This is a genomic window from Cupriavidus sp. OV096, from assembly GCF_900115455.1.
Classification (GTDB): Bacteria; Pseudomonadota; Gammaproteobacteria; order Burkholderiales; family Burkholderiaceae; genus Cupriavidus.
Window position 1 is genome coordinate 577,044 of record NZ_FOWM01000003.1, and the last position, 25,514, is coordinate 602,557.

The window sequence follows — 25,514 nt, forward strand, 5'->3', positions numbered from 1 at the left end:
TCCACCGAAGGACCCGCCGTGGAATTTTTCGTCATTTCGCTATTGAACGGCATCAGCTACGGGCTGCTGCTGTTCATGCTGTCATCGGGGCTCACGCTCATCTTCAGCATGATGGGCGTGCTCAATTTCGCGCATGCCAGCTTCTATATGCTGGGCGCCTACTTTGCCTACACCATCGCCAGCAAGATCGGCTTCTGGCCGGCGCTGATCCTGGCCCCGCTGCTGGTGGCCGGAGCCGGCGCGCTGGTCGAGCGCTTCGGGCTGCGCACCGTGCACAAGTTCGGCCACGTAGCCGAATTGCTATTCACGTTCGGCCTGGCCTACCTGATCGAGGAAGGCGTGAAGCTGGTCTGGGGACTGGCCGCGGTGCCGTACCGGATTCCGCCGGAACTGGACGGGCCGCTGTTCACGGTGTTCACCTCGTCCTTCCCCACCTACCGGGCGTTCATGATGCTGGTCTCGCTGGGCATGCTGGTGGCGATCTACCTCGTGCTGACCCGCACCCGCATCGGGCTGGTGATCCAGGCCGCGCTGACGCACCCGGAAATGGTCGAGGCCCTCGGCCACAACGTGCCGCGCGTGTTCATGATGGTCTTCGGCGGCGGCGCCGCGCTGGCGGGGCTGGCGGGGGTGATCGGCGGCAATGCCTTCGTGACCGAGCCGTCGATGGCGGCGGCGGTGGGCTCCATCGTCTTCGTGGTGGCTGTGGTGGGCGGCATGGGGTCGCTGGTGGGGGCGTTCATCGCCTCGATCCTGATTGGCGTGCTGCAAACCTTCGCGGTGACGATCGACGCCTCGCTGGCCGGCCTGTTCGGCAGCCTGGGGCTCAACGTCAGCGACGCCACGCCACTGAGTTCGGTCTGGAAGCTCACGGTGGCCCAGGTGGCGCCCGTGATGCCGTACCTGCTGCTCGTGGTGATGCTGATTTTCCGCCCGCGCGGGCTCATGGGCACCCGGGAGAGTTGAGCGATGGAGACCACGACCATGCAACAGACTCCCAACGCGGTGGTCACCGGCCGCACCATGCGCTACCGCCCGCTCAACCTCGCCCGCTGGATCATCTGGGGCGCCACGGCGCTGCTGATGCTGGTGATGCCGATGATCTTCACGGGCGGCTTCGCCGTGACGCTGATGTCCCAGATGGGCATCATGATTATCTTCGCGCTGTCGTACAACATGCTGCTCGGGCAGACCGGCATGCTGTCCTTCGGCCATGCGGTCTACGCGGGCCTCGGCGCGTTCATCGCCGTGCATGTGCTGAACATGATCGGTGCCGGCAAGGTCTGGCTGCCGGTGTCGATGCTGCCGCTGGTGGGCGGGCTGGCCGGCGCGTTCTTCGGCGTGCTGTTCGGCTACGTGACGACCAAGAAGTCCGGCACGACCTTTGCCATGATCACCATGGGCATCGGTGAGATGGTGTTCGCCAGCTCCCTGATGTTCCCGGACTTCTTCGGCGGCGAGGGCGGCATTTCCACGAACCGGGTGGTCGGCGATCCCTTCCTGGGCATCACCTTTGGCCCGGGCCGGCAGGTCTATTACCTGATTGCCCTCTGGTGCCTGGCGTCCATGGTGGCGATGTACGCCTGGACCCAGACGCCGCTCGGCCGCATCGCCAACGCCGTGCGCGACAACCCGGAGCGCGTCGAATTCATCGGCTACAACACCCAGCGCGTCCGCTTCCTCGTAGTGATTCTTTCGGCATTTTTCGCGGGTATCGCCGGGGCCTTGTCGGCGATCAACTTCGAGATCGTCTCCGCCGAGAACGTCAGCGCGGTGCGCTCGGGCGGCGTGCTGCTGGCGGCCTTCATCGGCGGTGCGGGGGTGTTCTTCGGTCCGGTGATCGGCGCCGTGGTCTTCGTACTGTTCGCGGTGGCGCTGTCGGACCTGACCAAGGCCTGGCTGCTCTATCTCGGCCTGTTCTTCGTGATGATGGTGATGTTCGTGCCGGGCGGCATCGCCAGCCTGCTGCTGATGCAGATGCCGCTGCTGGCGAAGAAGCGCTTCGGGCGGATGCTGCCCAGCTACGGCCAGGCGGCCGTGGCCGGCCTGGTGCTGCTGGCGGCGCTGATCCTGACCGTGGAGCTGGTCTACAAGGTGCAGGTGGATAGCGCCAACGGCACGGCGATGCGGCTGTTCGGCGTGGCGTTCGACGCCGGCACGGTGGCCCCGTGGATCTTCGCGGCGGCGCTCTGGGCCGTGGGCTACGTGGCGTGGCGCTGGGCGGGGGGCCGCGTGCGCGCCGAACTCGACAAGATCCAGGCGGAATTCGGAGGTCAGGCATGACGGCGGCCATGACAGGCGGGGGCACGCCCGCGCTGGAACTCATCGATGTGCGCAAGAAGTTCGGCCAGACCGAGATCATCCGTGGCGTGACGCTGGCCATCGGCAAGGGAGAGCGCCACGCGATGATCGGGCCGAACGGGGCGGGCAAGTCCACCACGTTCAACCTGATCTCGGGGCGGTTTGCGCCTAGCTCGGGCACGGTCAGGCTGAACGGCCAGCCCATCAGCGGGCTGCGGCCGTTCGAGATCAACCGGATGGGGCTCTCGCGCAGCTTCCAGATCACCAATATCTTCCACCGGCTGTCCGTGTTCGAGAACCTGCGCTGCGCGGTGCTGTGGTCGCTCGGCTACAAGTATTCGTTCTGGCACCGGCTCTCCGAACTGCGCGACGCCCGCGAGCGGGCAGACGAGGTGCTGGAGCTGATCGGCATGCAGCATCGGCGCAATTCGCAGGCCGGGCTGCTGACCTATGCCGAGCAGCGCGCGCTGGAGATCGGCATCACCATCGCGGGCGGCGCCGAGGTGATCCTGCTGGACGAGCCCACGGCCGGCATGAGCCGGTCGGAATCGGACCACGCGGTCGAACTGATCCGCAAGGTCACGGTCGGCAAGACGCTGGTGATGGTGGAGCACGACATGAGCGTGGTCTTCGGCCTGGCGGACCGGATCTCGGTGCTGGTCTACGGCGAGGTCATCGCCACGGACACCCCCGAGGCCATCCGCAACAACCGCAAGGTCAAGGAAGCCTACCTGGGCACGAGCCTCGACGAACCCGTGCCGGAAGGAGCGCACTGATGGGCAAGCGGATGCTGGACGTTACCGGGCTGCACGCCTATTACGGCAAGAGCCACATCCTGCACGGCGTGGACGCCCATATCGACGAGGGCGAGATCGTGGCGCTGCTGGGCCGCAACGGGGTGGGGCGCTCGACCATGGCCAAGGCGATCCTCGGCATGGTCAAGGCCGAGGGGTCCGTGCGCTTCCGCGACGAGGAAATCCTGGGCCGCCGCACGTTCGAGATCGCCCATGCGGGCATCGGCTATGTGCCGGAGAACCGCGACATCTTCCCAAGCCTGACCGTGCGCCAGAACCTGCTGCTGGGCGAGAAGCGCAACCCGCGCCAGTCATCGCCGCGCTGGTCGGTGGACGATATGTATCAAATGTTCCCAAGGCTGAAGGAGCGCGAGAACACGTCAGCCGGCGTGCTCTCGGGCGGCGAACAGCAGATGCTGACGCTGTGCCGCACCCTGATGGGCGACCCCGACCTGATCCTGATCGACGAACCCACCGAAGGCCTCGCGCCCATGATCGTGGCGCTGGTCGGCGATTTCCTGAAGACGCTGAAGGAGCGCGGCGTGTCGGTGCTGCTGATCGAACAGAAACTGGCGATCGCGCTCGATATCTCCCAACGGGTGTACGTCATGGGCCACGGCCACATCGTGTTCGAGGGCACGCCGACCGAACTGAAGGCGAATGGACAGGTGCGGAAGGAGTGGCTGGAGGTTTGAGGGTTACTTCCGCCGCCCCGCGCCCGGGCGGCTCTTTGGCTTGGCACGCTTCTTAGTAGGCGCAGCCGGGGTGAGGGCGGCCAGCCAGGCATCAGTCGTGGTTTTCATCATGCTGGACGTTGCCAACGCGGCCTGGCGTTTGGCTTCGGCGCTCGCGCGGCCTCGGGCGGCGCCCGCTACGGCGTTGGCGCCGCTCAGCCACATGCTCAGCATGGGGTTTTTCTTCAGCCAGGGGTTCTTCATCGTCGGTTCCTTGGAGTTCGTCGATCGTTCGTCGATCAATAAGGAACCGGGGCGCACGATGCGTGCCAGTGCGGGACGCCGCCGGGCGTGGCGAGGGATGGGGCGGCGTTGCAGAATCGCCCGACCGTTCCGCTCGCGCGTTGTAACGATGGCGGCAGTTGGCGGCTCAAGCGCCGTGCGTGGCGTGGTGCGACGATGGGAACGGAACTTGCGGGACGGGTTCGCTACAACGAACGTTGCGCAGGAGGCGCCATGAGCATCTTCAAGGACATTCTGAACAAGCTGCTGCACCGGTCCCAGCCGGCCCAGCCACAGGCGGGCACGGCAAGCGCGGCCCCCGGCACGGGCACCACTGCGCCGGCGGCCAGCCCCAGTCCGGCCACGCCCGGCGCGGCGCCGGCCGGTGCGGGTACCCCGGGTGGCGCTGCAAAGCCGCTGTCGGCCGTCGATGTGGAAGCGGTCATGGACAAGGCCGTCACCGAGTCGGGGCAACAACTGAACTGGCGGACGTCGATTGTCGACACCATGAAGGCGCTCGGCATCGACAGCAGCCTGGAACACCGCAAGGAACTGGCGAAGGAGCTGAACTACACCGGTGACATGAACGACTCCGCCGCCATGAACATCTGGCTGCACAAGAAGGTCATGACGGAGCTGGCCGCGAACGGCGGCAAGCTGCCGCCGAACCTGGCGTCGTAAGTCAACGAAAGGGCGGGGGCGCGCCGGTGTGGACGTCTCTCGATCACCAATCCAGTGATCAGTGATCGAGGGGCACTATACCGGCCAACCTCCGGTGAACAGTCCGATCAGCGTCGTTACGAGCCAGGGCAGCGACCATGCCCAGTTCAGCCATATTGACCGCTGGCGGATCCAGAGCCCAGCGAGGGCGAACAGCCAGTAGCAGGCAGTCAGTCCCTGACGGTAAAGATGGGCGAGCGGGTCCTGAAACCCCTCCGACTCCCAGATCGGCCCATACACGGGATAGGTGGCCTGCGGGCCTTCGAGGACATTGGCTGCCGCCAACAGGCATTGGAGCGCAAGGGCCAGGAGGTGGCACATCAACATCCCCGACCAGACCATCCGCAACCCGCGTTCGATATTGGACCAGGGCATGTCAGGGATAGATATAGGCGTGCAGGACGATGCCGAACAGCAGTGGCATCGACCATGCCCAGTTTAGCCAGCGGCGGCGTTGCCGGACCCACAGCCCAGCCAATGCGAACAGAAGCAGGAAGATCTGTTCCCCGCTCGATTCGAAGTATGCGCGAAGGTTGGGGAATCCCTGGATCCGCCAGAGGGGCGGGCCGTTGTCGTCAGCAGGGTGCGGAATGCCGGCGACCGTCGCGAGGTCCGCGCACACGCTTAGGAAAAGAACGACCAGCAGCACGGACCAGAGGATGCGACAACCACGTTCAATAGCGAACCACGACATCCATGTCCTTTCCATACTTTAGAAATGCATCAACGAATGAAGGCATGTCGGAGGTCAGGTCTATACAGCCTGCCGAGCCGGCGACCCAGCCACCATGGATCGAGAAATCGCTGCGTCCATGTGTCCGGGTGCCCGGGAGTGGGTCCAGCCATACCCGGCGCTTGCCCCAGGGCATGACGCAGCCCGGCCAGGTTCCACTTCCCTTCACGATGCCGAAGGCGCGGATGATGCACCGTCGTCGATCGGACCAGGAGTAGTTTTCCCACCGCTGCAGGCGGTCTTGCCTTGCACTGTAGTGGCCTTCGGGAATGGGCCCCAGATGCCGGGTTGCCTGATGTTCCTTGTCTGTATGTCCGGGCGCGCCCGAGACAGCATGCCACGACTGGTGCGCGCCATTCTCAACCCAAATGAGACGTGTGCCGTTGAAGTGCAACGTCGCTCGACGGGACTCCATGCGACGTATGGTCTCGGCAAGTCCGAGCATGCGAACGATCGATTCAGTATCGTTGCCAGCGGCGGCGGCAATCCCCAAGCGGCGGCCCGCCAGTTCGCGGAGCTCGGTTGCCAGATCCTGGCTCGCGTCGACTTCCCTGGCGATGTCTCTGGCGTCCATATGGGCCTCCACTCAAAGGTGAACGCCCAGCCTACCTATCCGACCGCTGCCCGCCTTGCGCGGGATCAATTGCCCGCATACTGTCTCAAACCTCAACACCCTTACCGCTTCGTTGCCTTCGGCAGGTCGAACGGCATGTCCTCATAGTCGATCAGCCGGGTCTTTTTGACGATCCGGTAGCCGATCCACAGGGCCAGGAACATCGGCACGCCGATATAGGTCGCCAGGATCTCTGGCCAGCGGTTGGCAATATCGGCGAATGCCTGGTAGTTCTGGCCGGCCACGATGACCACACACAGCACGCCGGCGAAGATCGGGCCGAACGGGTAGAGGGGGGACCGGTATGCGAGGTCGCTCACGCTGTAGCCCTGGTAGACCAGCCCGCGCCGGAAGCGGTAGTGGCTCAGGGCGATGCCGAGCCAGGCGAAGAAGCCGGTCATGGCCGAGGTATTGAGCAGCCACAGGTACACCGCCTTGTCGCCAAACAGTGAACTGAAGAAGCACAGCGCGCCGATGCCGGTGGTGATCAGCAGCGCGTTGAACGGCACGCCGCTCGGCGTCAGCCGGGCGAACATGCGCGGGGCGCGGCCGCTGACGGCCAGGCCGTACAGGATGCGGGTGGAGACATACATGCTCGAGGTGCCCGCCGACAGCAGCGCCGTCAGCACCACCGCGTTCATCAGCCCCGCCGCGAAGGCCAGCCCGGCGTGGCGGAAGACCAGCGCGAACGGGCTCACGCCCACGTCGGTCACGTCGTTGCGGAGCAGGCTCGGGTCGGTGTAGGGAATCAGCACGCCGATGATCAGGATCGCCAGCACATAGAACAGCAGGATGCGCCAGAACGTCTGCCGGATGGCGCGCGGCAGCGTGCGGGCCGGGTCGGTGGCTTCGCCGGCGGCCACGCCCACGGTCTCGGTGCCCTGGAACGAGAACCCGGCGATCATCGCCACCGCGAACATCCCCGGCAGCCCGCCGACGAACGGCGCCTCGCCCATGGTGAAGTTGTGCCAGCCCGACTGCGGCCCGCCGTGCATGATGCCGACAATCATCAGCACGCCCACACCGAGAAACACCACCACCGTGACCACCTTGATCAGCGCGAACCAGTATTCGGCCTCGCCGAAGCCGCGCACCGAGAACGCGTTGAGCGCGAACATCAGTGCCAGGAAGCTGGCGCTCCAGGCCACGCCCGGCACGTCCGGGAACCAGTACTGCATGACGAGCTGGGCGGCGGTCAGTTCCACCGCAATCGTCACGGCCAGGCTGAACCAGTAGTTCCAGCCCAGCGCGAAGCCGAAGCCTTCCTCGACATAGACCGCGCTATAGGTGACAAACGAGCCGGCCACGGGCATGTGCACGGCCAGTTCGCCGAGGCTGGTCATCAGGCAATAGACCATCAGGCCGATCAGGCAGTAGGCGAGCAGGGCGCCGCCGGGGCCGGACTGGGCGATCGAGGCGCCGGAGGCCACGAACAGCCCCGTGCCGATGGCCCCGCCGAGGGCGATCATGGTCAGGTGGCGTGCCTTGAGCTGGCGGCGCAGGTCGTCGTGCTCGACGACGGGATGTTGATGCGGATGGGGATGCGAGTGAGTGGAAGACATCAGGTAGACACAGGGTCGCTGCAACGTCAGGGAATACCGGCGGCCTCGTAAGCCGGCCGGGGCGCGCGGGGACGCCATACCCATAAAAACGAAAAGGCGCGAGTCTAACCTGTCCTTTTTAGTGGATTGGAGGGCGGCGTCAAATAAAGTCGAACCCGGGCCGCAGGGTGGTTGAAAAGTGCCTCCGCCGCCATGACGGGCATCAAGCGGGCCGATTCCCTACGGGTTCCCCCTGAGGGTTTCGGCCCGCTTCGAGGCTCACCATGAACGCCGGATGGAGCGGCCATGAAGCCCGCGCATGACAGGGAATCCATCGCAGAAAATTGAAATTGAACGACCGTGCTATTTTGTGTATGCTTGATCCGCTTTCGGGCCCGACAGCCCGTGGAGCAAGGGATTGCGGGGTGAGGAGACATTTCACGACACCGCCGCGCAAGGCCCCGGCCGTAACAAAAATTCGAGAATTCGAATCCCGAGACAACCAAAGACCAAAGGAACCAGCATGACAGCGCAGTATCAGGTTCAGGACGGCGTTGCCGTCATCACGCTCGACAATCCCCCCGTCAACGGCCTGGGTCACAGCACCCGGCTGGGCATCGTCGAAGGCTTGACCCGTGCGCTGGACGATGCGGCCGTCAAGGCCGTCGTCATCACCGGCGCCGGCAAGGCTTTCTCGGGCGGCGCCGACATCCGCGAATTCAACACGCCGAAGGCCACGCAGGAGCCGACGCTGCATTCGGTGATCCGCGCCGTGGAAGCCTCCGCCAAGCCGGTTGTGGCCGCGATCCACTCGGTCGCCATGGGCGGCGGGCTGGAACTGGCGCTGGGCTGTAACTACCGCGTGGCCGCCAAGGGCGCGCAGATCGCGCTGCCGGAAGTGAAGCTGGGCCTGCTGCCCGGCGCCGGTGGCACGCAGCGCCTGCCACGCGTGATCGGCCTGGAGCATGCGCTGAACATGATCGTCTCGGGCACGGCCATCCCGTCCGAGAAGTTTGCGGGTTCGAAGCTGTTCGATGAAATCGTCGACGGTGACGTGCTGCCCGCCGCCATCAAGTTCGCCCAGAACGTTGGCGCGGCCCCCGGCCCGTACCCGAAGGTGCGCGACCTGAAGGTGCGCCACGAGAACGCCGAGGGCTTCCTGGCCTTCGCCAAGACCACCGTGGCCGCCGTAGCCAAGAACTTCCCGGCGCCGCTGAAGTGCGTGGAGGCCGTGGCCGCCTCGCTCAAGCCGTTCGAGCAGGGCCTGAAGGCCGAGCGCGAAGGCTTCATGTACCTGGTCGGCACGCCGGAATCGCGCGCGCTGCGCCATGCCTTCTTCGGCGAGCGCGCCGCCAGCAAGATTCCCGATGTGTCCAGCGACACGCCGGTGCGCAAGGTCGAGCGCGTGGCCGTGATCGGCGCCGGCACCATGGGCGGCGGCATCACCATGAACTTCCTGAACGCAGGCATTCCGGTGACCATGCTGGAAACCAAGCAGGAAGCGCTGGACCGTGGCGTGACCACGATCCGCAAGAACTACGAGAACAGCGCCAAGAAGGGCAAGCTCACGCAGGAGAAGGTCGAGCAGCGCATGGGCCTGCTGAACACCACGCTGTCCTATGACGACATCAAGGACGCCGACATGGTCATCGAGGCCGTGTTCGAGGAAATGGGCGTCAAGGAAATCGTGTTCAAGAAGCTGGACGAAGTGATGAAGCCCGGCGCGATCCTGGCCTCCAACACCTCCACGCTCGATGTGAACAAGATCGCCTCGTTCACCAAGCGTCCGCAGGACGTAGTCGGCATGCACTTCTTCAGCCCGGCCAACGTCATGAAGCTGCTGGAAGTGGTGCGTGGCGCGGAAACCGGCAAGGACGTGCTGGCCACGGTGATGCAGATCGCCAAGAAGATCAAGAAGACTGCCGTGGTGTCCGGCGTCTGCGACGGCTTCATCGGCAACCGCATGATCGAGCAGTACAGCCGCCAGGCTGGCTATCTGCTGGACGAAGGCGCGCTGCCCGAGCAGGTGGACAAGGCCATCGAGAAGTTCGGTTTCGCCATGGGCCCGTTCCGCATGGGCGACCTGGCCGGCAACGACATCGGCTGGGCCATCCGCAAGCGCCGTGCCGTGGACAAGCCGGACATTCAGTACTCGAAGACCGCCGACAAGCTCTGCGAGCTGGGCCGCTTCGGCCAGAAGACCGGCGCCGGCTGGTACGACTACAAGCCGGGCGACCGCAAGCCGTACCCGAACCAGCAGGTCAACGACATGATCGTCGAGCACTCGAAGGCGCTCGGACTCACGCGCCGCAAGATTTCCGACGAGGAGATCGTGGAGCGCCTGGTGTTCGCGCTGGTCAACGAGGGCGCCAAGATCCTGGACGAGGGCATTGCCTCGAAGGCGTCCGACATCGACATGGTCTACCTGACTGGCTACGGCTTCCCGCTGTTCCGCGGCGGCCCGATGCTGTACGCGGACCAGGTTGGCCTGTTCAACGTGGTCCAGGCCATGCAGCGCTACGCCAAGGGTTATCACGGCGAAGCCTGGAAGCCGGCCGCACTGCTGACGAAGCTGGCCGACGAGGGCAAGGGCTTCAACGGCTGACCCGCCACCGATATAGATAGTAGATAGCGTGAGGAAGCGGATTCGACCATGACCTACGGCGCGCAGGACTGCCTGCTGGTGATCGACGTGCAGAACGACTTCATGCCCGATGGCGCGCTGGCCGTGCCCCGTGGCGATGAAGTGGTGCCCGTCATCAACCGGCTGGCGCGGGCGTTCGGCCATGTGGTGATGACGCAGGACTGGCATCCCGCCGGGCATGCGTCGTTCGCCACCAGCCACGCCGGCCGCGCGCCGTTCCAGACCACCACGCTGGCCTATGGCGAGCAGGTGCTCTGGCCGGACCATTGCGTGCAGGAGACCCGGGGCGCCGCGCTGCATGCGGACCTGTGTATCCCGCACGTAAGGCTGGTGCTGCGCAAGGGCCATCATGCGGACGTGGACAGCTATTCCGCATTCCTGGAGGCCGACCGCACCACCCGCACCGGGCTGGCCGGCTACCTGCGGGAGCATGGCGTCACCCGCGTCTTCTGCGCCGGGCTGGCCACGGACTACTGCGTGGCCTGGAGCGCGCTCGATGCGCGCGCCGCCGGCTTCGAGGTCGTGGTGATCGAGGACGCCTGCCGCGCCATCGACCTGAACGGCTCGCTGGAACAGGCCTGGGCGGACATGACCGCCGCCGGCGTGGTCCGGGCGACGTCGGCCCAGGTCCTGGAAGGCCATCCCGCCGCCCCACGCTGAACACACTGAATAACTCGCAAGAGACACCAAGATACCGAGGAGCAAGACATGAACGAGGCAGTCATCGTATCCACGGCCCGCACCGGGCTGGCCAAGAGCTGGAAGGGCGCATTCAACATGACCCACGGCGCGACCCTGGGCGGTCACGCGGTCCAGCACGCCATCGCGCGCGCCAAGATCGAGGCGGGTGAAGTGGAAGACGTGCTGATGGGCTGTGCCAACCCGGAAGGCGCCACCGGTGCCAACATCGCGCGCCAGATCGCCCTGCGCGCCGGCTGCCCGGTGACCGTGCCCGGCGCCACCGTGAACCGCTTCTGCTCGTCCGGCCTGCAAACCATCGCCATGGCCGCACAGCGCGTGATTGCCGATGAAGGCGACATCTTCGTGGCCGGCGGCGTGGAGTCCATCTCGTGCGTACAGCAGGAGATGAACCGCCACATGATCCAGGAAAGCTGGCTCAACAAGAACAAGCCGGAAATCTACTGGAGCATGCTCCAGACCGCCGAGAACGTGGCCAAGCGCTACAACATCTCGAAGGAGCGCCAGGACGAATACGGCGTGCGCAGCCAGCAACGTGCCGCCGCCGCGCTGGAAGCCGGCAAGTTCAAGGACGAGATCGTGCCGATGACGGTCCTCGCAGGCGTGGCCGACAAGGCTACCGGCCAGCTGATGACCAAGGAAGTGACGATCGACGCCGACGAGGGCATCCGCGCCGACACCACGCTGGAAGGCGTGTCGAAGATCCGCACCGCCATGCCCGGCGGCGTGGTCACGGCCGGCAATGCCTCGCAGTTCTCCGACGGCGCCTCGGCAGTGGTGGTGATGAACGCGAGCGTGGCGGCAGCCCGCGGCCTGCAGCCGCTGGGCGTGTTCCGCGGCTTTGCCGTGGCCGGCTGCGAGCCTGACGAAATGGGCATCGGCCCGGTGTTCGCGGTGCCCAAGCTGCTGAAGAAGGCCGGCTTGAAGGTGGACGACATCGGCCTGTGGGAGCTGAACGAGGCCTTCGCGGTGCAGGTGCTCTACTGCGCCGACACCCTCGGCATTCCGATGGACCGCCTGAACGTGAACGGCGGCGCCATCGCCGTGGGCCACCCGTACGGCGTCTCCGGCGCCCGCCTGGTCGGCCATGCGCTGATCGAAGGCAAGCGCCGTGGCGTGAAGTACGTGGTCGTGACGATGTGCATCGGCGGCGGCCAGGGCGCTGCCGGGCTGTTCGAAGTGCTGTAAGTCTTCTCCCGCTTGATGGTTGTCTCCCCTCTCCCTCTGGGAGAGGGGCGGGGGAGAGGGCAGGCGGTTCAACATGCGCTATCGCATCGAGACATTCCCGCCCTCTCCCCCAACCCCTCTCCCGCAAGCGGGAGAGGGGAGCAACATCCCTCATCCCCTCAGCCCGGAGCCTCGCATTCCATGTCGCTGATTCTTTCCCGCCGTGACCTCAATTTTGTGCTCTATGAGTGGCTCAAGGCGGAGGACCTCACCCAGATTCCCCGTTACGCAGACCACTCGCGCGAGACCTTCGACGCCGCGCTGGACACCTGCGAGAAGATCGCCACGGACCTGTTCGCGCCGCACAACAAGAAGAGCGATGCCAACGAGCCGCACTTCGATGGCGAGACGGTCACCATCATTCCCGAAGTCAGCACCGCGCTGCGCGCCTTCTGCGACGCCGGCCTGATGGCCGCCGGGCAGGACTACGAGTACGGCGGCATGCAGCTGCCGGTCACGCTCGAGAAGGCCGCGTTCGCGTACTTCAAGGCGGCCAACGTCGGCACGAGTTCGTATCCGTTCCTGACCATCGGCAACGCCAACCTGCTGCTCACCCACGGCACGGCGGCGCAGATCGACACTTTTGTTCGCCCCGAACTCGAAGGCCGCTTCTTCGGCACGATGTGCCTGTCGGAGCCGCAGGCGGGCTCGTCGCTGTCGGACATCACCACGCGGGCCGACTACGAAGGCGAATCGCCGCTCGGCCAGCAATACCGGCTGCGCGGGAACAAGATGTGGATCTCGGCCGGCGAGCACGAGCTGTCGGACAACATCGTCCACCTCGTGCTGGCCAAGATTCCCGGCCCGGACGGCAAGCTGATCCCGGGCGTCAAGGGCATCTCGCTGTTCATCGTGCCGAAGTTCCTCGTCAATGGCGACGGCTCGCTCGGCGAGCATAACGACGTGGTGCTGGCCGGCCTGAACCACAAGATGGGCTATCGCGGCACCACCAACTGCCTGCTGAACTTCGGCGAAGGCATGAAATATCGCCCGGACGGCAAGGCTGGCGCCATCGGCTACCTCGTGGGTGAGCCCCACAAGGGCCTGGCCTGCATGTTCCACATGATGAACGAGGCCCGCATCGGCGTGGGTCTGGGCGCGGTGACGCTGGGCTACACCGGCTACCTCCATGCGCTGGACTACGCGCGCAACCGTCCGCAGGGCCGGCCAGTCGGCCCGGGTGGCAAGGACCCGGCCAGCCCGCAGGTGAAGCTGGTCGAGCATGCCGACATCCGCCGCATGCTGCTGGCGCAGAAGAGCTATGTCGAAGGCGGCCTGGCGCTGAACCTGTACTGCGCGCGGCTGGTGGACGAGGAACACGCGGCCAAGGCTGCCGGCGAGGCCGAGCGGCACCGTGAACTGTCCCTGCTGCTCGACATCCTGACCCCCATCGCCAAGAGCTGGCCGTCGCAATGGTGTCTGGAGGCGAACAACCTCGCCATCCAGGTGCATGGCGGCTACGGCTACACGCGCGAGTACAACGTCGAACAGTTCTATCGCGATAACCGCCTGAACCCGATTCACGAAGGCACCCACGGCATTCAGGGGCTGGACCTGCTGGGCCGCAAGGTCGTGATGCAGGACGGCGCCGCGCTCCGGCTGGTGGGTGAGCGCCTGCGCGCCACGTGCGAGCGCGCCGTCGCCACCGGTGACAAGACGCTGGCCGCGCAGGCCGCCGCGCTCGGCAAGGCGTCGCAGCGGCTGGCGGAAGTCACCGCCACGCTGTGGTCCGCAGGGGACCCCAACGTCACGCTCGCCAACGCCTCGGTCTATCTGGAGGCGTTCGGCCACGTGGTGGTGGCGTGGATCTGGCTGGAGCAGGCGCTGGTGGCACAAGCCGCGCTGCCGCAGGCACAAGGCGAAGACGGCGATTTCTATCGCGGCAAGCTGGCGGCGGCGGCGTTCTTCTTCCGCTTCGAGCTGCCGAAGGTGTACCCGCAGCTCGACCTGCTGGCCACGCTGGACCGTACGACGCTGGACATGCAGGACGCCTGGTTCTGACCCCCTGCACGCCCGCATCCACAAGAAAACAAGGAGACAAGCATGCATACCATCCAGCAACTGTTCGACCTCAAGGGCCAGACCGCGCTGATCACCGGCGGCTCGCGCGGGCTCGGGCTGCAGATTGCCGAGGCGCTGGGCGAGCAGGGCGCGCGCATCGTGCTGTCCGCCCGCAAGGCCGACGAGCTGCAGGCCGCGCAGGCGCATTTGCAGTCGCGCGGCATCGAGGCCGACTGGATCGCCGCCGATGGCGCGCGTGATGACGAAATCGCCCGGCTGGCCGATGAGTCGCTGGCCCGGCTCGGCCACATCGACATCCTGGTCAACAACGCCGGCGCCACCTGGGGCGCCCCGGCCGAAGACCACCCCGTGGAAGCGTGGGACAAGGTGATGAACCTGAACATCCGCGGCCTGTTCCTGCTGACGCAGCGCGTGGGCAAGCTGTCGATGATCCCGCGCCGCCATGGCCGCGTGATCAACGTGGCGTCCATTGCCGGGCTGGCTGGCAACCCGCCGGGCAGCATGGAGACGATTGCCTACAACACTTCCAAGGGCGCCGTGGTCAACTTCACGCGCACGCTGGCGGCCGAGTGGGGCGAGCACAACATCACCGTCAACGCGCTGGCGCCGGGCTTCTTCCCGTCGAAGATGACCAAGGGCTCGCTGGAGCGGCTGGGCGTGGAGGCGATGTGCGCCGGCGTGCCGCTGCACCGCCTGGGCGACGACGAAGACCTCAAGGGCGCCGCGCTGCTGTTCGCCACGGCGGCGGGCAAGCACATCACCGGCCAGATCCTGGCCGTCGACGGTGGCGTGAGCGCGGTCTGAGCGCAACCTGAGCCCCATCTGAGCCATGACACAAGACAACGGCTTCAACCTCAAGATCCCGTTCCTGGCCGACCTCGGCGTGCGCTGCAACTTCATGGAGGGCGGGCGCAGCGAGATCGAACTCGACCTGCGCGAACGCCACCAGAACAGCTGGGACATGGCCCACGGCGGCGTGCTGATGACGCTGCTGGACGTGGCGATGGCCGTCGCCGGCCGTTCGATGGACACCGATGGCCGGGGCGTGGTCACCATCGAGATGAAAACCAGCTTTATGGCGCCGGGGCGCGGCAAGCTGCGCGCGCGTGGGCTGGCCGTGCATCGCACCTCGACCATGGTGTTCTGCGAGGGCGAGATCGTCGATGAGGCCGGCGCCATCGTCTCCAAGGCCTCAGGCACCTTCAAGTACATCAAGCGCAAGCCGCCCCAGCGCAAGCCCGGCTCGCCTGACTCCGGCGCGGACGGCTGAGTGCCGCGCCGCGTTTTCTCGTATTTTTCCGAACGTATCTCCTGACCGAGCGAAGGAACCCATCATGTCGAAGCAAACCTATCAGCGCATCGTCCTGGCATCGCGCCCCGAGGCCGCCGTCACGCCCGACAACTTCCGGCTGGAGCAGGCGCCCGTGCCGGAACTGGCCGATGGCCAGGTGCTCGTGCGCAACCACTATTTGTCGCTGGACCCGTACATGCGCGGCCGCATGAGCGAGGGCAAGTCGTACGCCAACCCGCAGCCGCTGGGCGAAGTGATGATCGGCGGCACCGTGGGCGAGGTGGCGGCGAGCAAGAATCCGAAGTGGAACGTGGGCGACAAGGTCGTCGGCATGTTCGGCTGGCAGGAATACGGCGTGACCGATGGCGGCGGCATTCAGAAGGTCGACACCACGCATATCCCGCTGTCGGCCTACCTCGGCTCGGTGGGCATGCCCGGCGTGACCGCCTGGTACGGCCTGAACAAGATCATCGCGCCGAAGGCGGGCGAGACCATCGTGGTCAGCGCCGCGTCCGGCGCGGTGGGCAGCGTGGTGGGCCAGTTGGCCAAGCTGGCCGGCTGCCGCGTGATCGGCGTGGCCGGTGGCAAGGACAAGTGCGACTACGTGGTCAAGGAACTCGGCTTCGACGCCTGCGTGGACTACAAGGCCGCCAAGGACGCCAAGGAACTCTATGCGATGGTCAAGGAAGTCACCCCGGACGGCATCGACGGTTACTTCGAGAACGTGGGCGGCGACATCCTCGACGTGGTGCTGGCCCGCCTGAACGCCTTCGCGCGCGTGGCGGTGTGCGGCCTGATCGCCGGCTACGACGGCCAGGACATGCCGATCCGCAATCCGCGGGCGATCCTTGTATCGCGTGCACGCATCGAGGGCTTTATCGTCTCCGAGCACATGGACGTCTGGCCGCAGGCGCTCAAGGAACTGGGCACCTACGTCGCCCAAGGCAAGATCAAGTTCCGCGAGAGCATTGCCGAAGGGCTGGCCAGCGCGCCGGAAGCCTTTATCGGCCTGCTGAAGGGCAAGAACTTCGGCAAGCAGCTCGTGAAGCTGGTCTGACGCTAAACGTATACATATAGAGGGAGACACCCCATGAACGCCCCGCAATCCGCACCCCGCCCCGACGACATGGCCGAGGGCCTGTCCGAGGAGGTCAAGGCCCGCTACCGCAACCTGCCGCGCCCGCCCAAGTTCGACACCCCGGCGCAGGAGCGGCTGCACCGCAAGCAGCGGCTGGCGGCGGCGTTCCGGCTGTTCTCGAAATTCGGATTCGATGAAGGCGTGGCTGGCCATATCACCGCGCGCGACCCCGAGTTCGAGGACACCTTCTGGGTCAACCCGTTCGGCGTCCATTTCAGCCAGGTGACGGTGTCGAACCTGATCCGCTGCGACCACCACGGCAACGTGGTGGAGGGCGACTACCCGGTCAACGCGGCGGCGTTCGCCATCCACTCGCGCGTGCACGGGACCCGGCCGGACGCCGTGGCGGCGGCGCACTCGCACAGCACCCATGGCCGCGCGTGGTCCACGCTGGGCCGCAAGCTCGATCCGCTCACCCAGGACGTCTGCGCCTTCTACGACGACCACGCGCTGTATGACGACTTCGGCGGCGTGGTGGTGGAACTCGACGAAGGCCAGCGCATTGCCAACGCGCTGGGCGACAACAAGGCCGCCATCCTCCAGAACCACGGCCTGCTGACCGTCGGCAAGACCGTGGACGAGGCCGCGTGGTGGTTCATCACGATGGAGCGTTCGTGCCAGGTGCAGCTCCTGGCGGAGGCTGCGTCGGCGCGCACCAACGCCCCGCTCAAGATGATTGGCGAGGCAGCGGCGCGGCAGGCATACTCCATCGTCGGTACCGCACAGGCGGGCTGGTTCCAGTTCCAGCCGCTGTACGCGCGCATCGTGCGCGAGCAGCCCGACCTCCTGGAATAAGCCCCCAATCGATCCAACCCGACCTGACCGGACCCGCATCGCATGCCTGACATCATCCTGCATCAGTACGCCACCTCGCCGTTTTCCGAGAAGATTCGTCTCGTGCTCGGCGCCAAGGGCTTGACCTGGAACGCGGTGGAGATCCCGCCCATCCTGCCCAAGCCCGATCTGCTGGCGCTGACCGGCGGCTACCGCCGCACCCCGGTGATGCAGATTGGCGCGGACATCTATTGCGATACGGCGCTGATCTGCGACGTGCTGGACCGGCTGGCCCCCCAGCCGCCGCTCTATCCGGCCATCCAGGCTGCCTCGGCGCGGTTGGCGGCGGCGTGGATCGACAGCGCGCTGTTCACGGCCTCGGTCACCTACACGATGCAGCCAGCCGGCGTGCAGGCGATGCTGGCGCACCTGACGCCGGGCCAGGTGCAGGCGTTCATCGCCGACCGCAAGGCCATGCGCGGCGATACCAACGCGCTGCGCATGCCGCTGCCCGAGGCCGCCGCGATGCTCCACGACACGCTGGGCCGCCTGCAGGAGCAGTTCGCAGCCGGCGTGCCGCATGTGGCCGGCCCGGAATTGTCGATTGCCGATTTCTCGCTGTTCCACAACCTCTGGTTCATCCGCCGCGCCACGCCGCTGGCGGCGATCCTCGACGGCTACCCGCTGGTCAAGACCTGGTTCGCGCGCATGCAGGCGTACGGCCACGGCAAGCTGCGCGTGGTGCCGCCCGAGACCGCCATCGCCGACGCGCTGAACCACGACCCGCTGCCGCACGACACCACCATCCTGCCCGGCAGCGGCCTGGCGGCGGGCGACCCGGTCACGGTCACGCCCACCGATTATGCGAAGGATCCCGTCGCCGGCGTGCTGCTGACGCTGACCGGCCACGTGGTCACCATCCGCCGGCAGGACCCGCGTGCCGGCGCCGTCAACGTCCATTTCCCGCGGCAGGGCTACCACGTGCAGTCCGCCGCCTGACATCCCTATATAAGAAGGCATCTGCCGGAGGAGACGATATGAAGCAGTTCGAGAGCAAGGTGGCGGTGATCACCGGCGGCGCGTCCGGTTTCGGCAAGGAATTCGCCCGGATCGGTGCCTCGCTGGGCATGAAGCTGGTGCTGGCCGATGTGCAGGAGGATGCACTCGACACAACCGTCGCCGAATTCAAGGCGCAGGGCGTGCAAGTCATCGGCCTGCGCACCGATGTGTCGCGCGCCGAAGACATGCAGGCGCTGGCTGACGCGGCGATGACCGCGTTCGGCGAAGTCCACCTGCTGTTCAACAACGCCGGCGTCGGCGCGGGCGGGCTGCTCTGGGAAAACACCCAGAAGGACTGGGACTGGGTGCTCGGCGTGAACCTCTACGGCGTGATCCACGGCGTGCGGATCTTCACCCCGCTGATGCTGGCCGCTGCGACGAAGGATCCGGGCTACCAGGGCCATATCGTCAATACGGCATCGATGGCGGGGCTGCTGAACCCGCCGGCGATGGGGGTCTACAACGTCTCCAAGCACGCGGTGGTGTCGCTATCGGAATCGCTCTACCAGGATCTGAGCCTGGTCACGGAGCAGGTGCATTGCTCGGTGTTGTGCCCGTACTTCGTGCCGACCGGCATCAGCCAGTCGCAGCGCAACCGGCCGGCCGGGCTGGCCAATGAGGCACCGCCCACGCGCTCGCAACTGGTGTCGCAGGCGTTGTCGGACAAGGCCGTGCATTCGGGAAAGGTGACGGCGGCGGACGTGGCGCAGCTCACTTTCGACGCCATCCGCGACGAAAGCTTCTATATTTACTCCCACCCGCAGGCGCTGGAGACGGTGCGGCAACGCATGGAGGACATCGTCGGCCAGCGCAATCCGGGCGATCCGTTCGGCGACAAGAAAGAAGTGCGCGCCGGCCTGATCGCCGCGCTGCGCGGCTGAACCGAGCCACCCTAACGTAAAGGAGTGGCGATGGAGACCGCGATGACCGCACCCGCTGTGATTCAGCACCTGCAGTTTGCCAACCTGCCCAACGGCACCCGCCTCCATTACGCGAGCGCCGGGGAGCAGGGCAGGCCGCTGATCCTGTTCGTGCATGGCTTTCCCGAGTTCTGGTACGCCTGGGAGCACCAGTTGGCGCAGTTCGGCCAGACCCATTTCGCCGTGGCGCCGGACCTGCGTGGGTTCAACCTGTCCAGCAAGCCGGCCGAGCCGGACGCCTACAAACCGAAGCATCTGGTCGAGGATCTCGTGCAGTTCGTGCGCGCGCTGGGCTACCAGCGCTGCGTGGTGGTGGCGCACGACTGGGGCGGGGCGATCTGCTGGAACCTCGCCATCCAGCATCCGGATCTGGTCGAGCAGTTGATCATCATCAACTCGCCCCATCCCTATGTGTTTGCGCGCGCGCTGTCGGCCGATGCGGCGCAGCAAAAGGCATCGGGCTATATGAACTGGCTGCGCAAGCCGGGGTCCGAGCAGGCGCTGGCCGCTGACGAATTCGCGCTGCTGGAGAAGATGCTGACGGGCGATGCCGACCGGCTGCCCGCCTGGTTCAACGGCGAGACGCGCACGCGGTACCACGCGGCGTGGTCGCAGCCGGGCGATGTCGGGAGCCATCCGCTTACGGGGGGTGTGAACTACTACCGCGCCTCGCCGATGCACCCGCCCGGGCCGGGCGAAGCCGCGCCGGACATCTCGCGGCTCGATCCGTCGGCCTTCGTCGTACGCGTGCCCACGCTGGTGATCTGGGGCGAGAACGACCGCGCGCTACCGAAGACGCTCGCGGACGGGCTGGAGGACTTCGTCCCCGACCTGCGCCTGGAGCGGATTCCGGAAGGCACGCACTGGATCATCCACGAGCAGCCCGAGCGGATCAATCTGCTGATCCGCAGCGCGCTGCCGTGATCGATCGTGGAGGGTGGTGAAGGGTGACTAGGTGAGCCGCTCGCGATACAGGCGGTAGTTCTCGTCATCGAAGCAGACGAAGGTCACCTGCTCCAGGCTCGGCGCCTTGGGCAGGGCGTCCCGCACGGCGCGGATGGCGATGTCCACGGCGCGCTCGCGCGGAAAGCCGTAGATGCCGGTGCTGATGTTCGGGAAGGCGAGGGTGCGCAGGCCCTGCTCGCCGGCCAGCCGCACGCTGTTGCGGTAGGCGTTGGCCAGCAGCGCGTCCTCGTTCTGGCTCCCGCCTTTCCAGACCGGCCCCACTGCATGGATGACATAGGGCGCCGGCAGCAGGCCGCCCGTGGTGATGACCGCTTCGCCGGTCGGGCAGCCGCCCTGTGCATCGCGGATCGCCCGGCACGCGTTCATGATGGCCGGCCCGCCCGCGCCGTGGATGGCGCCGTCCACACCCCCGCCGCCCAACAAGCCGTTGTTCGCGGCATTGACGATGGCATCGACCTCCAGCCGCGTAATATCCCCGTGTACAACCTGCAAGTGCTCGCCTGTCATGGTGTCTCCCGATGGAATACGCTCTCAGCATAGCCGCTGATGTGGTCGATGATCGCGCAAAAGCGTCGCCAAAACACATCGCCGGAATGATTTCGTCATGCTGCAACCGCAAAACGCTGGCATGATACGGAAAACGAACGATCGTTCACTATTCGAACCTCGACAATATTCAGAGACAGCTTCCTCGGGTCAGTCCATGTCCGCCAAGCCTTTGCCGACCGATTCCGCGTCCGGTGTTCCTCCTGGCAAGTCCTCCCAGCCGCTCGACCCGCAAGTTGCGCAGTTGCTGGACCTGATCGCGCGCGCCAAGCGCCCGCCGATCCACGCGCTGGACGTGGCGGACGCCAAGATTGCGTACGAGAAAAGCGCCCCGATCCTCGATATTTCGCCGCCGCCCGTCCATGACGTGGAGAACTTCGCCATCCCGGCGCGCGACGGCCATCAGATTCCGGTGCGGCTCTATGCACCGCGCGAGGCAAGCTGGGCCGATCCGCTGCCGTTGCTGGTGTATTTCCACGGCGGCGGGTTTACAGTGGGGAGTGTCAATTCGCACGATGCGCTGTGCCGCACGTTCTGCATGGGCGCGGAATGCCTGGTGTTGTCGGTGGACTACCGGCTCGGGCCGGACTGGAAATTCCCGACGGCCGCCAACGATGCGTTCGACGCGCTGCACTGGGTCGTCGCCGAAGCCGAGCGGCTGGGCGCCGACCCGGCCCGGATCGCGCTCGGCGGCGACAGCGCCGGCGGCACGCTGGCCGCAGCCAGCGCCGTGGCGGCCCGCAACGCCGGCCTGGCGCCGGTGCTGCAACTGCTGATCTATCCAGGCACGAGCGCGCGGCAGGACACACCCTCGCACCGCGCACTGGCCGAGGGCTACCTGCTCACTGGCGACATGATCCAGTGGTTCTTTTCGCACTATCTGGGCCAGGACGCCGACCGTGACGACTGGCGCTTCGCGCCGCTGGACGGGGGCGGTACCGGCGCCGATGTGCGCGGGGTATGCCCGGCCTGGATCGCCGTGGCCGGCTACGACCCCTTGCATGACGAGGGCGTGGCCTACGCCGCCAAGCTCCAGGCGGCGGGCGTGCCGGCCACGCTGGTCGACTATCCGTCGATGATTCACGATTTTTTCAAGCTCGGCCGCTTCGTGCCGGCTGTACTACAGGCGCACGCCGACGCCAACGGCGCGCTCCGTCAAGCATTCAAGACCTGAAGTCGCAATATTGCAGAACTGCAGCAGAAGAAGGAGACATTGACTTATGCAACGCCGCCATTTCATCGCCCGTGCGGGCATGCTCGCCGCCACGGCCGCGATCGGTTTCGCAGCCCTGCCGGCCCACGCGCAGGCGGACAAATTCCCAACCCGGCCGATCCGCCTGATCATCGGCTACACGGCGGGCGGTTCCACCGACATCCCGTTCCGTGTGCTGGCCGACAACGCCTCGAAGATCCTCGGCCAGCCCGTGATCGTCGAGAACAAGCCGGGTGCCGGCGGCGTGCTGCCGGCCCAGTTGATGCAATCCACGGCGCCTGACGGCTACACGCTGGCCCAGGTCGCCATGCCGGTCTACCGCCTGCCGTACACCACCAAGATCAACTGGGATCCGGTGAAGGACCTGTCGTACGTCATCAACCTGGCCGGGTATTCGTTCGGTCTGGTGGTGCCGGCCGATTCGCCGATCAAGACGATGCAGGAGTACGTGGCCTACGCCAAGGCCAATCCGGGCAAGCTGACCTACGGCTCGCCAGGCTCGATGACCACGCTGCACCTGACCATGGAAGAACTGGCCATGCGCCAGGGCGTGCAGTTCTCGCATATTCCTTACAAAGGCAACTCGGAATCGATGCAGGCCCTGCTGGGCGGCCACGTGATGTCGGTGGCGGACACGCCGGCGTGGGCGCAGTATGTGGAGCAGGGCAAGCTGCGCCTGCTGTCCACCTGGGGCGAGAAGCGCTCGGCGCGCTTCCCGAACGTGCCGACGCTAAAGGAACTCGGCATGGGCATCGTCCAGACGTCGCCGTTCGGGCTGGTGGTGCCGAAGGGCACGGACCCGAAGATCGTGCAGAAACTGCATGACGCGTTCAAGAAGGCGATGGAAATGCCGAACTACCGCGAGTCGCTCGCCAAGTTCGACATGGAGCCGTACTACATGAGCAGCGAGCAGTACGCGGCTTTCGCCGCCGAGACGGTCAAGAAGGAAAAGGCCATCATCGAGAAGCTGGGCCTGGCCAAGGCACAGTAATTCGCTGAATGACGATGACATGCGGGCGCCCCTCGAGGCGCCCGTATTGGCTTGGGGAATACGAAACATGGCGAAAGAGGATTTCCGCCACAGCGTGCCGCTGCGCGTGCGCTGGGCCGAGGTGGACCCGCAGTCCATCGTCTTCAACGCGCACTACCTGACGTATTGCGATATCTGCGTGACCGAGTACTGGCGCGCGGTGGGCATCCGCTATCCCGAAGACGTGCTCCACGCGCACGGCGTGGACATCTTCGTGGTGAAGTCGACCCTGGAATACCACGCCTCGGCGCGGTTCGACGACGTGCTGGAGATCCGCGGCCGCATGGCCCGCCTGGGCCGCTCGAGCATGCTGTTCCGCGTGGAAATGTATCGCGGCGACGAACACCTGATCACCGGGGAGGTGATCTACGTCTGCGCTGACCCGGCCACGCAGAAATCGGCCCCGATCCCCGGGCAGGTCAGGGAGACGATCGAGGCGTACGAGGTGGTGAAGCCGGAGCGGTAGGGCGGAGGCTTTCGGGGACGAAAACCTCCGCAATCGAACCGCAGTCGGACGGTTTAGCCCCCGATTCCCGCATCCTCCATATAGCCGCGGATCACGTCATCGAAGCTCGCGTCGCTCTGGAAGCCCAGTTCGACGGCGCGGGTGGCGTCCCATGCCGCCGGCCAGGTGCCGACGATGTTCTCGATGCGTTCTTCGCGCTGCCAGGTGACGCGGTCGGCCACGGTGTCGCCGGCCACGCGCCGGAGCGCCTCGACCATTTGCTTGGCGGTTACCGACAGGCCCGGCAGGTTCACCACGCGGCGGTTGCCGAAGCGCGCGCCGTCCAGTTCCAGGCCGTTGACCAGCGCCGTGATGGCGCCGCGCGGCGAGAGCAGCCACAGCGACGTCTCGGGGGCCACCGGGCAGTTGGCGGCCTCGCCGGCCAGCGGTTCGCGGATGATGCCGCTGGCGAACGACGACGCCGCCGCGTTGGGCTTGCCCGGGCGGACGCTGATGGTCGGCAGGCGCAGTACGCGGCCATCGACGAAGCCGCGTCGGCTGTAGTCGGACAGCAGCAGTTCGCCGATGGCCTTCTGCGCGCCGTACGACGACTGCGGGTTCAGCGCGGTGTCGTCCTGCACCACGGCCGGCAGCTTGCCGCCATAGACGGCCACCGAACTCGTGAACACCACGCGCGGGCGGTGGCCCAGCTGGCGGCAGGTTTCGAGCAGCGCGCGCGAGGCATCGAGGTTCACGCGCATGCCAAGGTCGAAATCGGCCTCGGCTTGCCCGCTGACCACGGCGGCCAGGTGGAACACGGCGCCGGTATCGGCATCCATCGCGCGGGCCAGCACGGCCGGGTCGGAGAGGTCGCCGGTGACCACGCGCACGCGCGCATCGTCGATCTGCGGCGCCACGACGTCCAGCAGCGTCAGGCGGTCGATCGTGACGGCCTTGCCGTCGAGGTTCAGGCTGCCGCGCTTGAGCAGCAGGCGGGCCAGTTGCAGGCCGAGGAAGCCGGCGCCGCCGGTAATCAGTACATTCATGGTTGCAGCTCAGTCGTGTAGACGTTCAGTTCAGCGATTGAGGTACGGCTTCAGCCAGCCGAGACCCGCCGAGGTGCCCGCGCGCGGGCGGTACTCGCAGCCGATCCAGCCGTCGTAGCCGAGTTCGTCGATCACGTTGAACAGGTAGGGATAGTTCAGTTCGCCCAGATCCGGCTCGTGGCGGTCCGGCACGCCGGCGATCTGGATATGGCCGATGCCCGCGAAGTCGCGCTTGAGCTTGACCGCGAGGTCGCCCTCGACGATCTGGCAGTGGTAGCAGTCGAACTGCACCTTCAGGTTGGCGGCGCCCACCTGCTGGCAGATGGCCTGGCCGTCGTCCTGGCGGTTCAGGAAGTAGCCCGGCATGTCGCGCGTGTTGATCGGCTCGATCAGCACCGTCACGCCCTGCGCGGCGGCCGAGGCGGCGGCATAGGCCAGGTTCTCGAGATACGTGGCACGCGCCTTCGCGCGGTCCGCATCGGCCGGCACCAGGCCGGCCATCACGTGGACGCGGTCGTTGCCGATCACGCCGGCGTACTCGAGCGCCCGCGCGAACGCGGTGCGGAACTCGGTTTCGCGGCCGGGCAGGGCGGCGATGCCGCGCTCGCCCGCGCCCCAGTCGCCCGGCGGCGCATTGAACAGTGCCTGGGTCAGCCCGTTGTCATCGAGCCGCTTGCGGATCTCGGCGGCCGGATGATCGTACGGGAACAGGTATTCCACCGCCTGGAAACCGTCCGCCGCCGCGGCGGCGAACCGGTCCAGAAAATCGTGCTCGGTGTACATCATCGAGAGGTTCGCGGCAAAGCGCGGCATGGCGGTCTCCTAGGAGGAATGGA

Annotated in this window: 27 protein-coding genes; 19 read left to right on the plus strand and 8 right to left on the minus strand. The window is 66.3% G+C overall.

All coding sequences use genetic code 11. From position 1 onward, the window contains the following. The first annotated feature begins 18 nt into the window (after positions 1-18). The 4 genes from BM115_RS09940 to BM115_RS09955 are packed head-to-tail and all read left to right on the plus strand — an operon-like array spanning position 19 to position 3,790. Positions 19-966, plus strand: coding sequence for a branched-chain amino acid ABC transporter permease (locus BM115_RS09940; protein WP_092293131.1), 948 nt, complete (start codon positions 19-21; stop codon positions 964-966). Positions 967-969: 3 nt separating this feature from the next. Further along, positions 970-2,283 (plus strand): branched-chain amino acid ABC transporter permease, encoded by a 1,314-nt coding sequence (locus tag BM115_RS09945; protein WP_092293132.1) that lies wholly within the window; start codon positions 970-972, stop codon positions 2,281-2,283. Beyond that, positions 2,280-3,077 (plus strand): ABC transporter ATP-binding protein, encoded by a 798-nt coding sequence (locus BM115_RS09950; protein ID WP_369823378.1) that lies wholly within the window; start codon positions 2,280-2,282, stop codon positions 3,075-3,077. The genes BM115_RS09945 and BM115_RS09950 overlap by 4 nt, the downstream gene beginning before the upstream one ends. Next, on the plus strand, positions 3,077-3,790 hold the full coding sequence (locus tag BM115_RS09955; RefSeq protein WP_092293134.1) for an ABC transporter ATP-binding protein: 714 nt from the start codon (positions 3,077-3,079) through the stop codon (positions 3,788-3,790). Before BM115_RS09950 ends, BM115_RS09955 begins: the two co-directional genes overlap by 1 nt. Positions 3,791-3,793: 3 nt before the next feature. Here the strand turns inward: BM115_RS09955 and BM115_RS09960 are convergent, their stop codons facing one another. Beyond that, positions 3,794-4,033 (minus strand): hypothetical protein, encoded by a 240-nt coding sequence (locus tag BM115_RS09960; protein WP_092293136.1) that lies wholly within the window; start codon positions 4,031-4,033, stop codon positions 3,794-3,796. 252 nt (positions 4,034-4,285) lie between these two features. On the opposite strand from BM115_RS09960, the gene BM115_RS09965 reads away from it, so the two are divergent. Next, entirely contained in the window at positions 4,286-4,732 is a 447-nt protein-coding gene (locus BM115_RS09965; protein ID WP_092293138.1) for a DUF3597 domain-containing protein, read from the plus strand. Positions 4,733-4,807: 75 nt separating this feature from the next. On the opposite strand, the gene BM115_RS09970 is transcribed toward BM115_RS09965, so the two are convergent. From BM115_RS09970 to BM115_RS09985, 4 genes are all read right to left on the minus strand, one after another. Further along, the gene (locus BM115_RS09970; RefSeq protein WP_092293140.1) at positions 4,808-5,146 is read right to left on the minus strand and encodes a hypothetical protein; all 339 of its coding nucleotides are present in this window, start codon (positions 5,144-5,146) and stop codon (positions 4,808-4,810) included. Between the two features lies 1 nt (position 5,147). Then, positions 5,148-5,465, minus strand: a complete 318-nt coding sequence (locus BM115_RS09975) for a hypothetical protein (RefSeq protein ID WP_092293142.1) — start codon at positions 5,463-5,465, stop codon at positions 5,148-5,150. Next, on the minus strand, positions 5,446-6,078 hold the full coding sequence (locus tag BM115_RS09980) for a hypothetical protein (protein ID WP_092293144.1): 633 nt from the start codon (positions 6,076-6,078) through the stop codon (positions 5,446-5,448). The genes BM115_RS09975 and BM115_RS09980 overlap by 20 nt, the downstream gene beginning before the upstream one ends. Positions 6,079-6,179: 101 nt before the next feature. Then, positions 6,180-7,679, minus strand: coding sequence for an amino acid permease (locus BM115_RS09985; RefSeq protein ID WP_092293146.1), 1,500 nt, complete (start codon positions 7,677-7,679; stop codon positions 6,180-6,182). A gap of 502 nt (positions 7,680-8,181) precedes the next feature. Here BM115_RS09985 and BM115_RS09990 point away from each other — a divergent pair. The 11 genes from BM115_RS09990 to BM115_RS10040 all read left to right on the plus strand — a co-directional run bounded on the left by BM115_RS09990 (position 8,182) and on the right by BM115_RS10040 (position 20,356). Further along, the gene (locus BM115_RS09990; protein ID WP_092293149.1) at positions 8,182-10,263 is read left to right on the plus strand and encodes a 3-hydroxyacyl-CoA dehydrogenase NAD-binding domain-containing protein; all 2,082 of its coding nucleotides are present in this window, start codon (positions 8,182-8,184) and stop codon (positions 10,261-10,263) included. A gap of 48 nt (positions 10,264-10,311) precedes the next feature. Beyond that, positions 10,312-10,962 (plus strand): bifunctional nicotinamidase/pyrazinamidase, encoded by a 651-nt coding sequence (gene pncA, locus BM115_RS09995; protein ID WP_092293151.1) that lies wholly within the window; start codon positions 10,312-10,314, stop codon positions 10,960-10,962. A 48-nt stretch (positions 10,963-11,010) separates the two neighbouring features. Then, entirely contained in the window at positions 11,011-12,189 is a 1,179-nt protein-coding gene (locus BM115_RS10000; protein ID WP_092293153.1) for an acetyl-CoA C-acyltransferase, read from the plus strand. A 180-nt stretch (positions 12,190-12,369) separates the two neighbouring features. Beyond that, positions 12,370-14,229 carry an acyl-CoA dehydrogenase gene (locus tag BM115_RS10005; RefSeq protein WP_092293155.1) on the plus strand — a complete coding sequence of 620 codons (1,860 nt, stop codon included), beginning with the start codon at positions 12,370-12,372 and terminating at the stop codon, positions 14,227-14,229. 42 nt (positions 14,230-14,271) lie between these two features. Then, positions 14,272-15,054: an SDR family oxidoreductase gene (locus tag BM115_RS10010; RefSeq protein ID WP_092293158.1), complete on the plus strand. Its 783-nt coding sequence runs from the start codon at positions 14,272-14,274 to the stop codon at positions 15,052-15,054. Between the two features lie 25 nt (positions 15,055-15,079). Continuing rightward, on the plus strand, positions 15,080-15,520 hold the full coding sequence (locus BM115_RS10015; RefSeq protein ID WP_092293161.1) for a PaaI family thioesterase: 441 nt from the start codon (positions 15,080-15,082) through the stop codon (positions 15,518-15,520). A gap of 64 nt (positions 15,521-15,584) precedes the next feature. Next, a complete protein-coding gene (locus BM115_RS10020; protein WP_092293163.1) occupies positions 15,585-16,598 on the plus strand; it encodes an NADP-dependent oxidoreductase in 1,014 nt (337 codons plus the stop codon). Positions 16,599-16,631: 33 nt separating this feature from the next. After that, positions 16,632-17,474, plus strand: coding sequence for a class II aldolase/adducin family protein (locus BM115_RS10025; protein WP_092293167.1), 843 nt, complete (start codon positions 16,632-16,634; stop codon positions 17,472-17,474). 42 nt (positions 17,475-17,516) lie between these two features. Next, on the plus strand, positions 17,517-18,452 hold the full coding sequence (locus tag BM115_RS10030) for a glutathione S-transferase family protein (protein ID WP_092293169.1): 936 nt from the start codon (positions 17,517-17,519) through the stop codon (positions 18,450-18,452). Between the two features lie 38 nt (positions 18,453-18,490). Beyond that, positions 18,491-19,393, plus strand: coding sequence for an SDR family oxidoreductase (locus BM115_RS10035; RefSeq protein WP_092293172.1), 903 nt, complete (start codon positions 18,491-18,493; stop codon positions 19,391-19,393). Positions 19,394-19,423: 30 nt separating this feature from the next. Then, positions 19,424-20,356: an alpha/beta fold hydrolase gene (locus tag BM115_RS10040; protein ID WP_092293174.1), complete on the plus strand. Its 933-nt coding sequence runs from the start codon at positions 19,424-19,426 to the stop codon at positions 20,354-20,356. A 27-nt stretch (positions 20,357-20,383) separates the two neighbouring features. On the opposite strand, the gene BM115_RS10045 is transcribed toward BM115_RS10040, so the two are convergent. After that, positions 20,384-20,905 (minus strand): O-acetyl-ADP-ribose deacetylase, encoded by a 522-nt coding sequence (locus tag BM115_RS10045; protein WP_092293176.1) that lies wholly within the window; start codon positions 20,903-20,905, stop codon positions 20,384-20,386. A 196-nt stretch (positions 20,906-21,101) separates the two neighbouring features. On the opposite strand from BM115_RS10045, the gene BM115_RS10050 reads away from it, so the two are divergent. From BM115_RS10050 to BM115_RS10060, 3 genes are all read left to right on the plus strand, one after another. Next, positions 21,102-22,118: an alpha/beta hydrolase gene (locus BM115_RS10050; protein WP_092293178.1), complete on the plus strand. Its 1,017-nt coding sequence runs from the start codon at positions 21,102-21,104 to the stop codon at positions 22,116-22,118. A 46-nt stretch (positions 22,119-22,164) separates the two neighbouring features. Continuing rightward, positions 22,165-23,148 (plus strand): tripartite tricarboxylate transporter substrate binding protein, encoded by a 984-nt coding sequence (locus tag BM115_RS10055; protein WP_092293180.1) that lies wholly within the window; start codon positions 22,165-22,167, stop codon positions 23,146-23,148. A 67-nt stretch (positions 23,149-23,215) separates the two neighbouring features. After that, on the plus strand, positions 23,216-23,653 hold the full coding sequence (locus BM115_RS10060; RefSeq protein ID WP_092293182.1) for a YbgC/FadM family acyl-CoA thioesterase: 438 nt from the start codon (positions 23,216-23,218) through the stop codon (positions 23,651-23,653). Positions 23,654-23,706: 53 nt separating this feature from the next. Here BM115_RS10060 and denD read toward each other — a convergent pair whose 3' ends face one another. Beyond that, on the minus strand, positions 23,707-24,678 hold the full coding sequence (gene denD / locus BM115_RS10065) for a D-erythronate dehydrogenase (RefSeq protein WP_092293184.1): 972 nt from the start codon (positions 24,676-24,678) through the stop codon (positions 23,707-23,709). A gap of 30 nt (positions 24,679-24,708) precedes the next feature. After that, positions 24,709-25,491 carry a 2-oxo-tetronate isomerase gene (otnI, locus tag BM115_RS10070; protein WP_092293185.1) on the minus strand — a complete coding sequence of 261 codons (783 nt, stop codon included), beginning with the start codon at positions 25,489-25,491 and terminating at the stop codon, positions 24,709-24,711. Positions 25,492-25,514 lie beyond the last annotated feature (23 nt).

What these genes read in the sequence shown, in the direction of transcription:
- BM115_RS09945 (WP_092293132.1), top strand. Translation starts at nt 970, where the DNA reads ATGGAGACCACGACCATGCAACAGACTCCCAACGCGGTGGTCACCGGC.
- BM115_RS09950 (WP_369823378.1), top strand. Translation starts at nt 2,280, where the DNA reads ATGACGGCGGCCATGACAGGCGGGGGCACGCCCGCGCTGGAACTCATC.
- BM115_RS09955 (WP_092293134.1), top strand. Translation starts at nt 3,077, where the DNA reads ATGGGCAAGCGGATGCTGGACGTTACCGGGCTGCACGCCTATTACGGC.
- BM115_RS09960 (WP_092293136.1), bottom strand. Translation starts at nt 4,033, where the DNA reads ATGAAGAACCCCTGGCTGAAGAAAAACCCCATGCTGAGCATGTGGCTG.
- BM115_RS09965 (WP_092293138.1), top strand. Translation starts at nt 4,286, where the DNA reads ATGAGCATCTTCAAGGACATTCTGAACAAGCTGCTGCACCGGTCCCAG.
- BM115_RS09970 (WP_092293140.1), bottom strand. Translation starts at nt 5,146, where the DNA reads ATGCCCTGGTCCAATATCGAACGCGGGTTGCGGATGGTCTGGTCGGGG.
- BM115_RS09975 (WP_092293142.1), bottom strand. Translation starts at nt 5,465, where the DNA reads ATGTCGTGGTTCGCTATTGAACGTGGTTGTCGCATCCTCTGGTCCGTG.
- BM115_RS09980 (WP_092293144.1), bottom strand. Translation starts at nt 6,078, where the DNA reads ATGGACGCCAGAGACATCGCCAGGGAAGTCGACGCGAGCCAGGATCTG.
- BM115_RS09985 (WP_092293146.1), bottom strand. Translation starts at nt 7,679, where the DNA reads ATGTCTTCCACTCACTCGCATCCCCATCCGCATCAACATCCCGTCGTC.
- BM115_RS09990 (WP_092293149.1), top strand. Translation starts at nt 8,182, where the DNA reads ATGACAGCGCAGTATCAGGTTCAGGACGGCGTTGCCGTCATCACGCTC.
- pncA (WP_092293151.1), top strand. Translation starts at nt 10,312, where the DNA reads ATGACCTACGGCGCGCAGGACTGCCTGCTGGTGATCGACGTGCAGAAC.
- BM115_RS10000 (WP_092293153.1), top strand. Translation starts at nt 11,011, where the DNA reads ATGAACGAGGCAGTCATCGTATCCACGGCCCGCACCGGGCTGGCCAAG.
- BM115_RS10005 (WP_092293155.1), top strand. Translation starts at nt 12,370, where the DNA reads ATGTCGCTGATTCTTTCCCGCCGTGACCTCAATTTTGTGCTCTATGAG.
- BM115_RS10010 (WP_092293158.1), top strand. Translation starts at nt 14,272, where the DNA reads ATGCATACCATCCAGCAACTGTTCGACCTCAAGGGCCAGACCGCGCTG.
- BM115_RS10015 (WP_092293161.1), top strand. Translation starts at nt 15,080, where the DNA reads ATGACACAAGACAACGGCTTCAACCTCAAGATCCCGTTCCTGGCCGAC.
- BM115_RS10020 (WP_092293163.1), top strand. Translation starts at nt 15,585, where the DNA reads ATGTCGAAGCAAACCTATCAGCGCATCGTCCTGGCATCGCGCCCCGAG.
- BM115_RS10025 (WP_092293167.1), top strand. Translation starts at nt 16,632, where the DNA reads ATGAACGCCCCGCAATCCGCACCCCGCCCCGACGACATGGCCGAGGGC.
- BM115_RS10030 (WP_092293169.1), top strand. Translation starts at nt 17,517, where the DNA reads ATGCCTGACATCATCCTGCATCAGTACGCCACCTCGCCGTTTTCCGAG.
- BM115_RS10035 (WP_092293172.1), top strand. Translation starts at nt 18,491, where the DNA reads ATGAAGCAGTTCGAGAGCAAGGTGGCGGTGATCACCGGCGGCGCGTCC.
- BM115_RS10040 (WP_092293174.1), top strand. Translation starts at nt 19,424, where the DNA reads ATGGAGACCGCGATGACCGCACCCGCTGTGATTCAGCACCTGCAGTTT.
- BM115_RS10045 (WP_092293176.1), bottom strand. Translation starts at nt 20,905, where the DNA reads ATGACAGGCGAGCACTTGCAGGTTGTACACGGGGATATTACGCGGCTG.
- BM115_RS10050 (WP_092293178.1), top strand. Translation starts at nt 21,102, where the DNA reads ATGTCCGCCAAGCCTTTGCCGACCGATTCCGCGTCCGGTGTTCCTCCT.
- BM115_RS10055 (WP_092293180.1), top strand. Translation starts at nt 22,165, where the DNA reads ATGCAACGCCGCCATTTCATCGCCCGTGCGGGCATGCTCGCCGCCACG.
- BM115_RS10060 (WP_092293182.1), top strand. Translation starts at nt 23,216, where the DNA reads ATGGCGAAAGAGGATTTCCGCCACAGCGTGCCGCTGCGCGTGCGCTGG.
- denD (WP_092293184.1), bottom strand. Translation starts at nt 24,678, where the DNA reads ATGAATGTACTGATTACCGGCGGCGCCGGCTTCCTCGGCCTGCAACTG.
- otnI (WP_092293185.1), bottom strand. Translation starts at nt 25,491, where the DNA reads ATGCCGCGCTTTGCCGCGAACCTCTCGATGATGTACACCGAGCACGAT.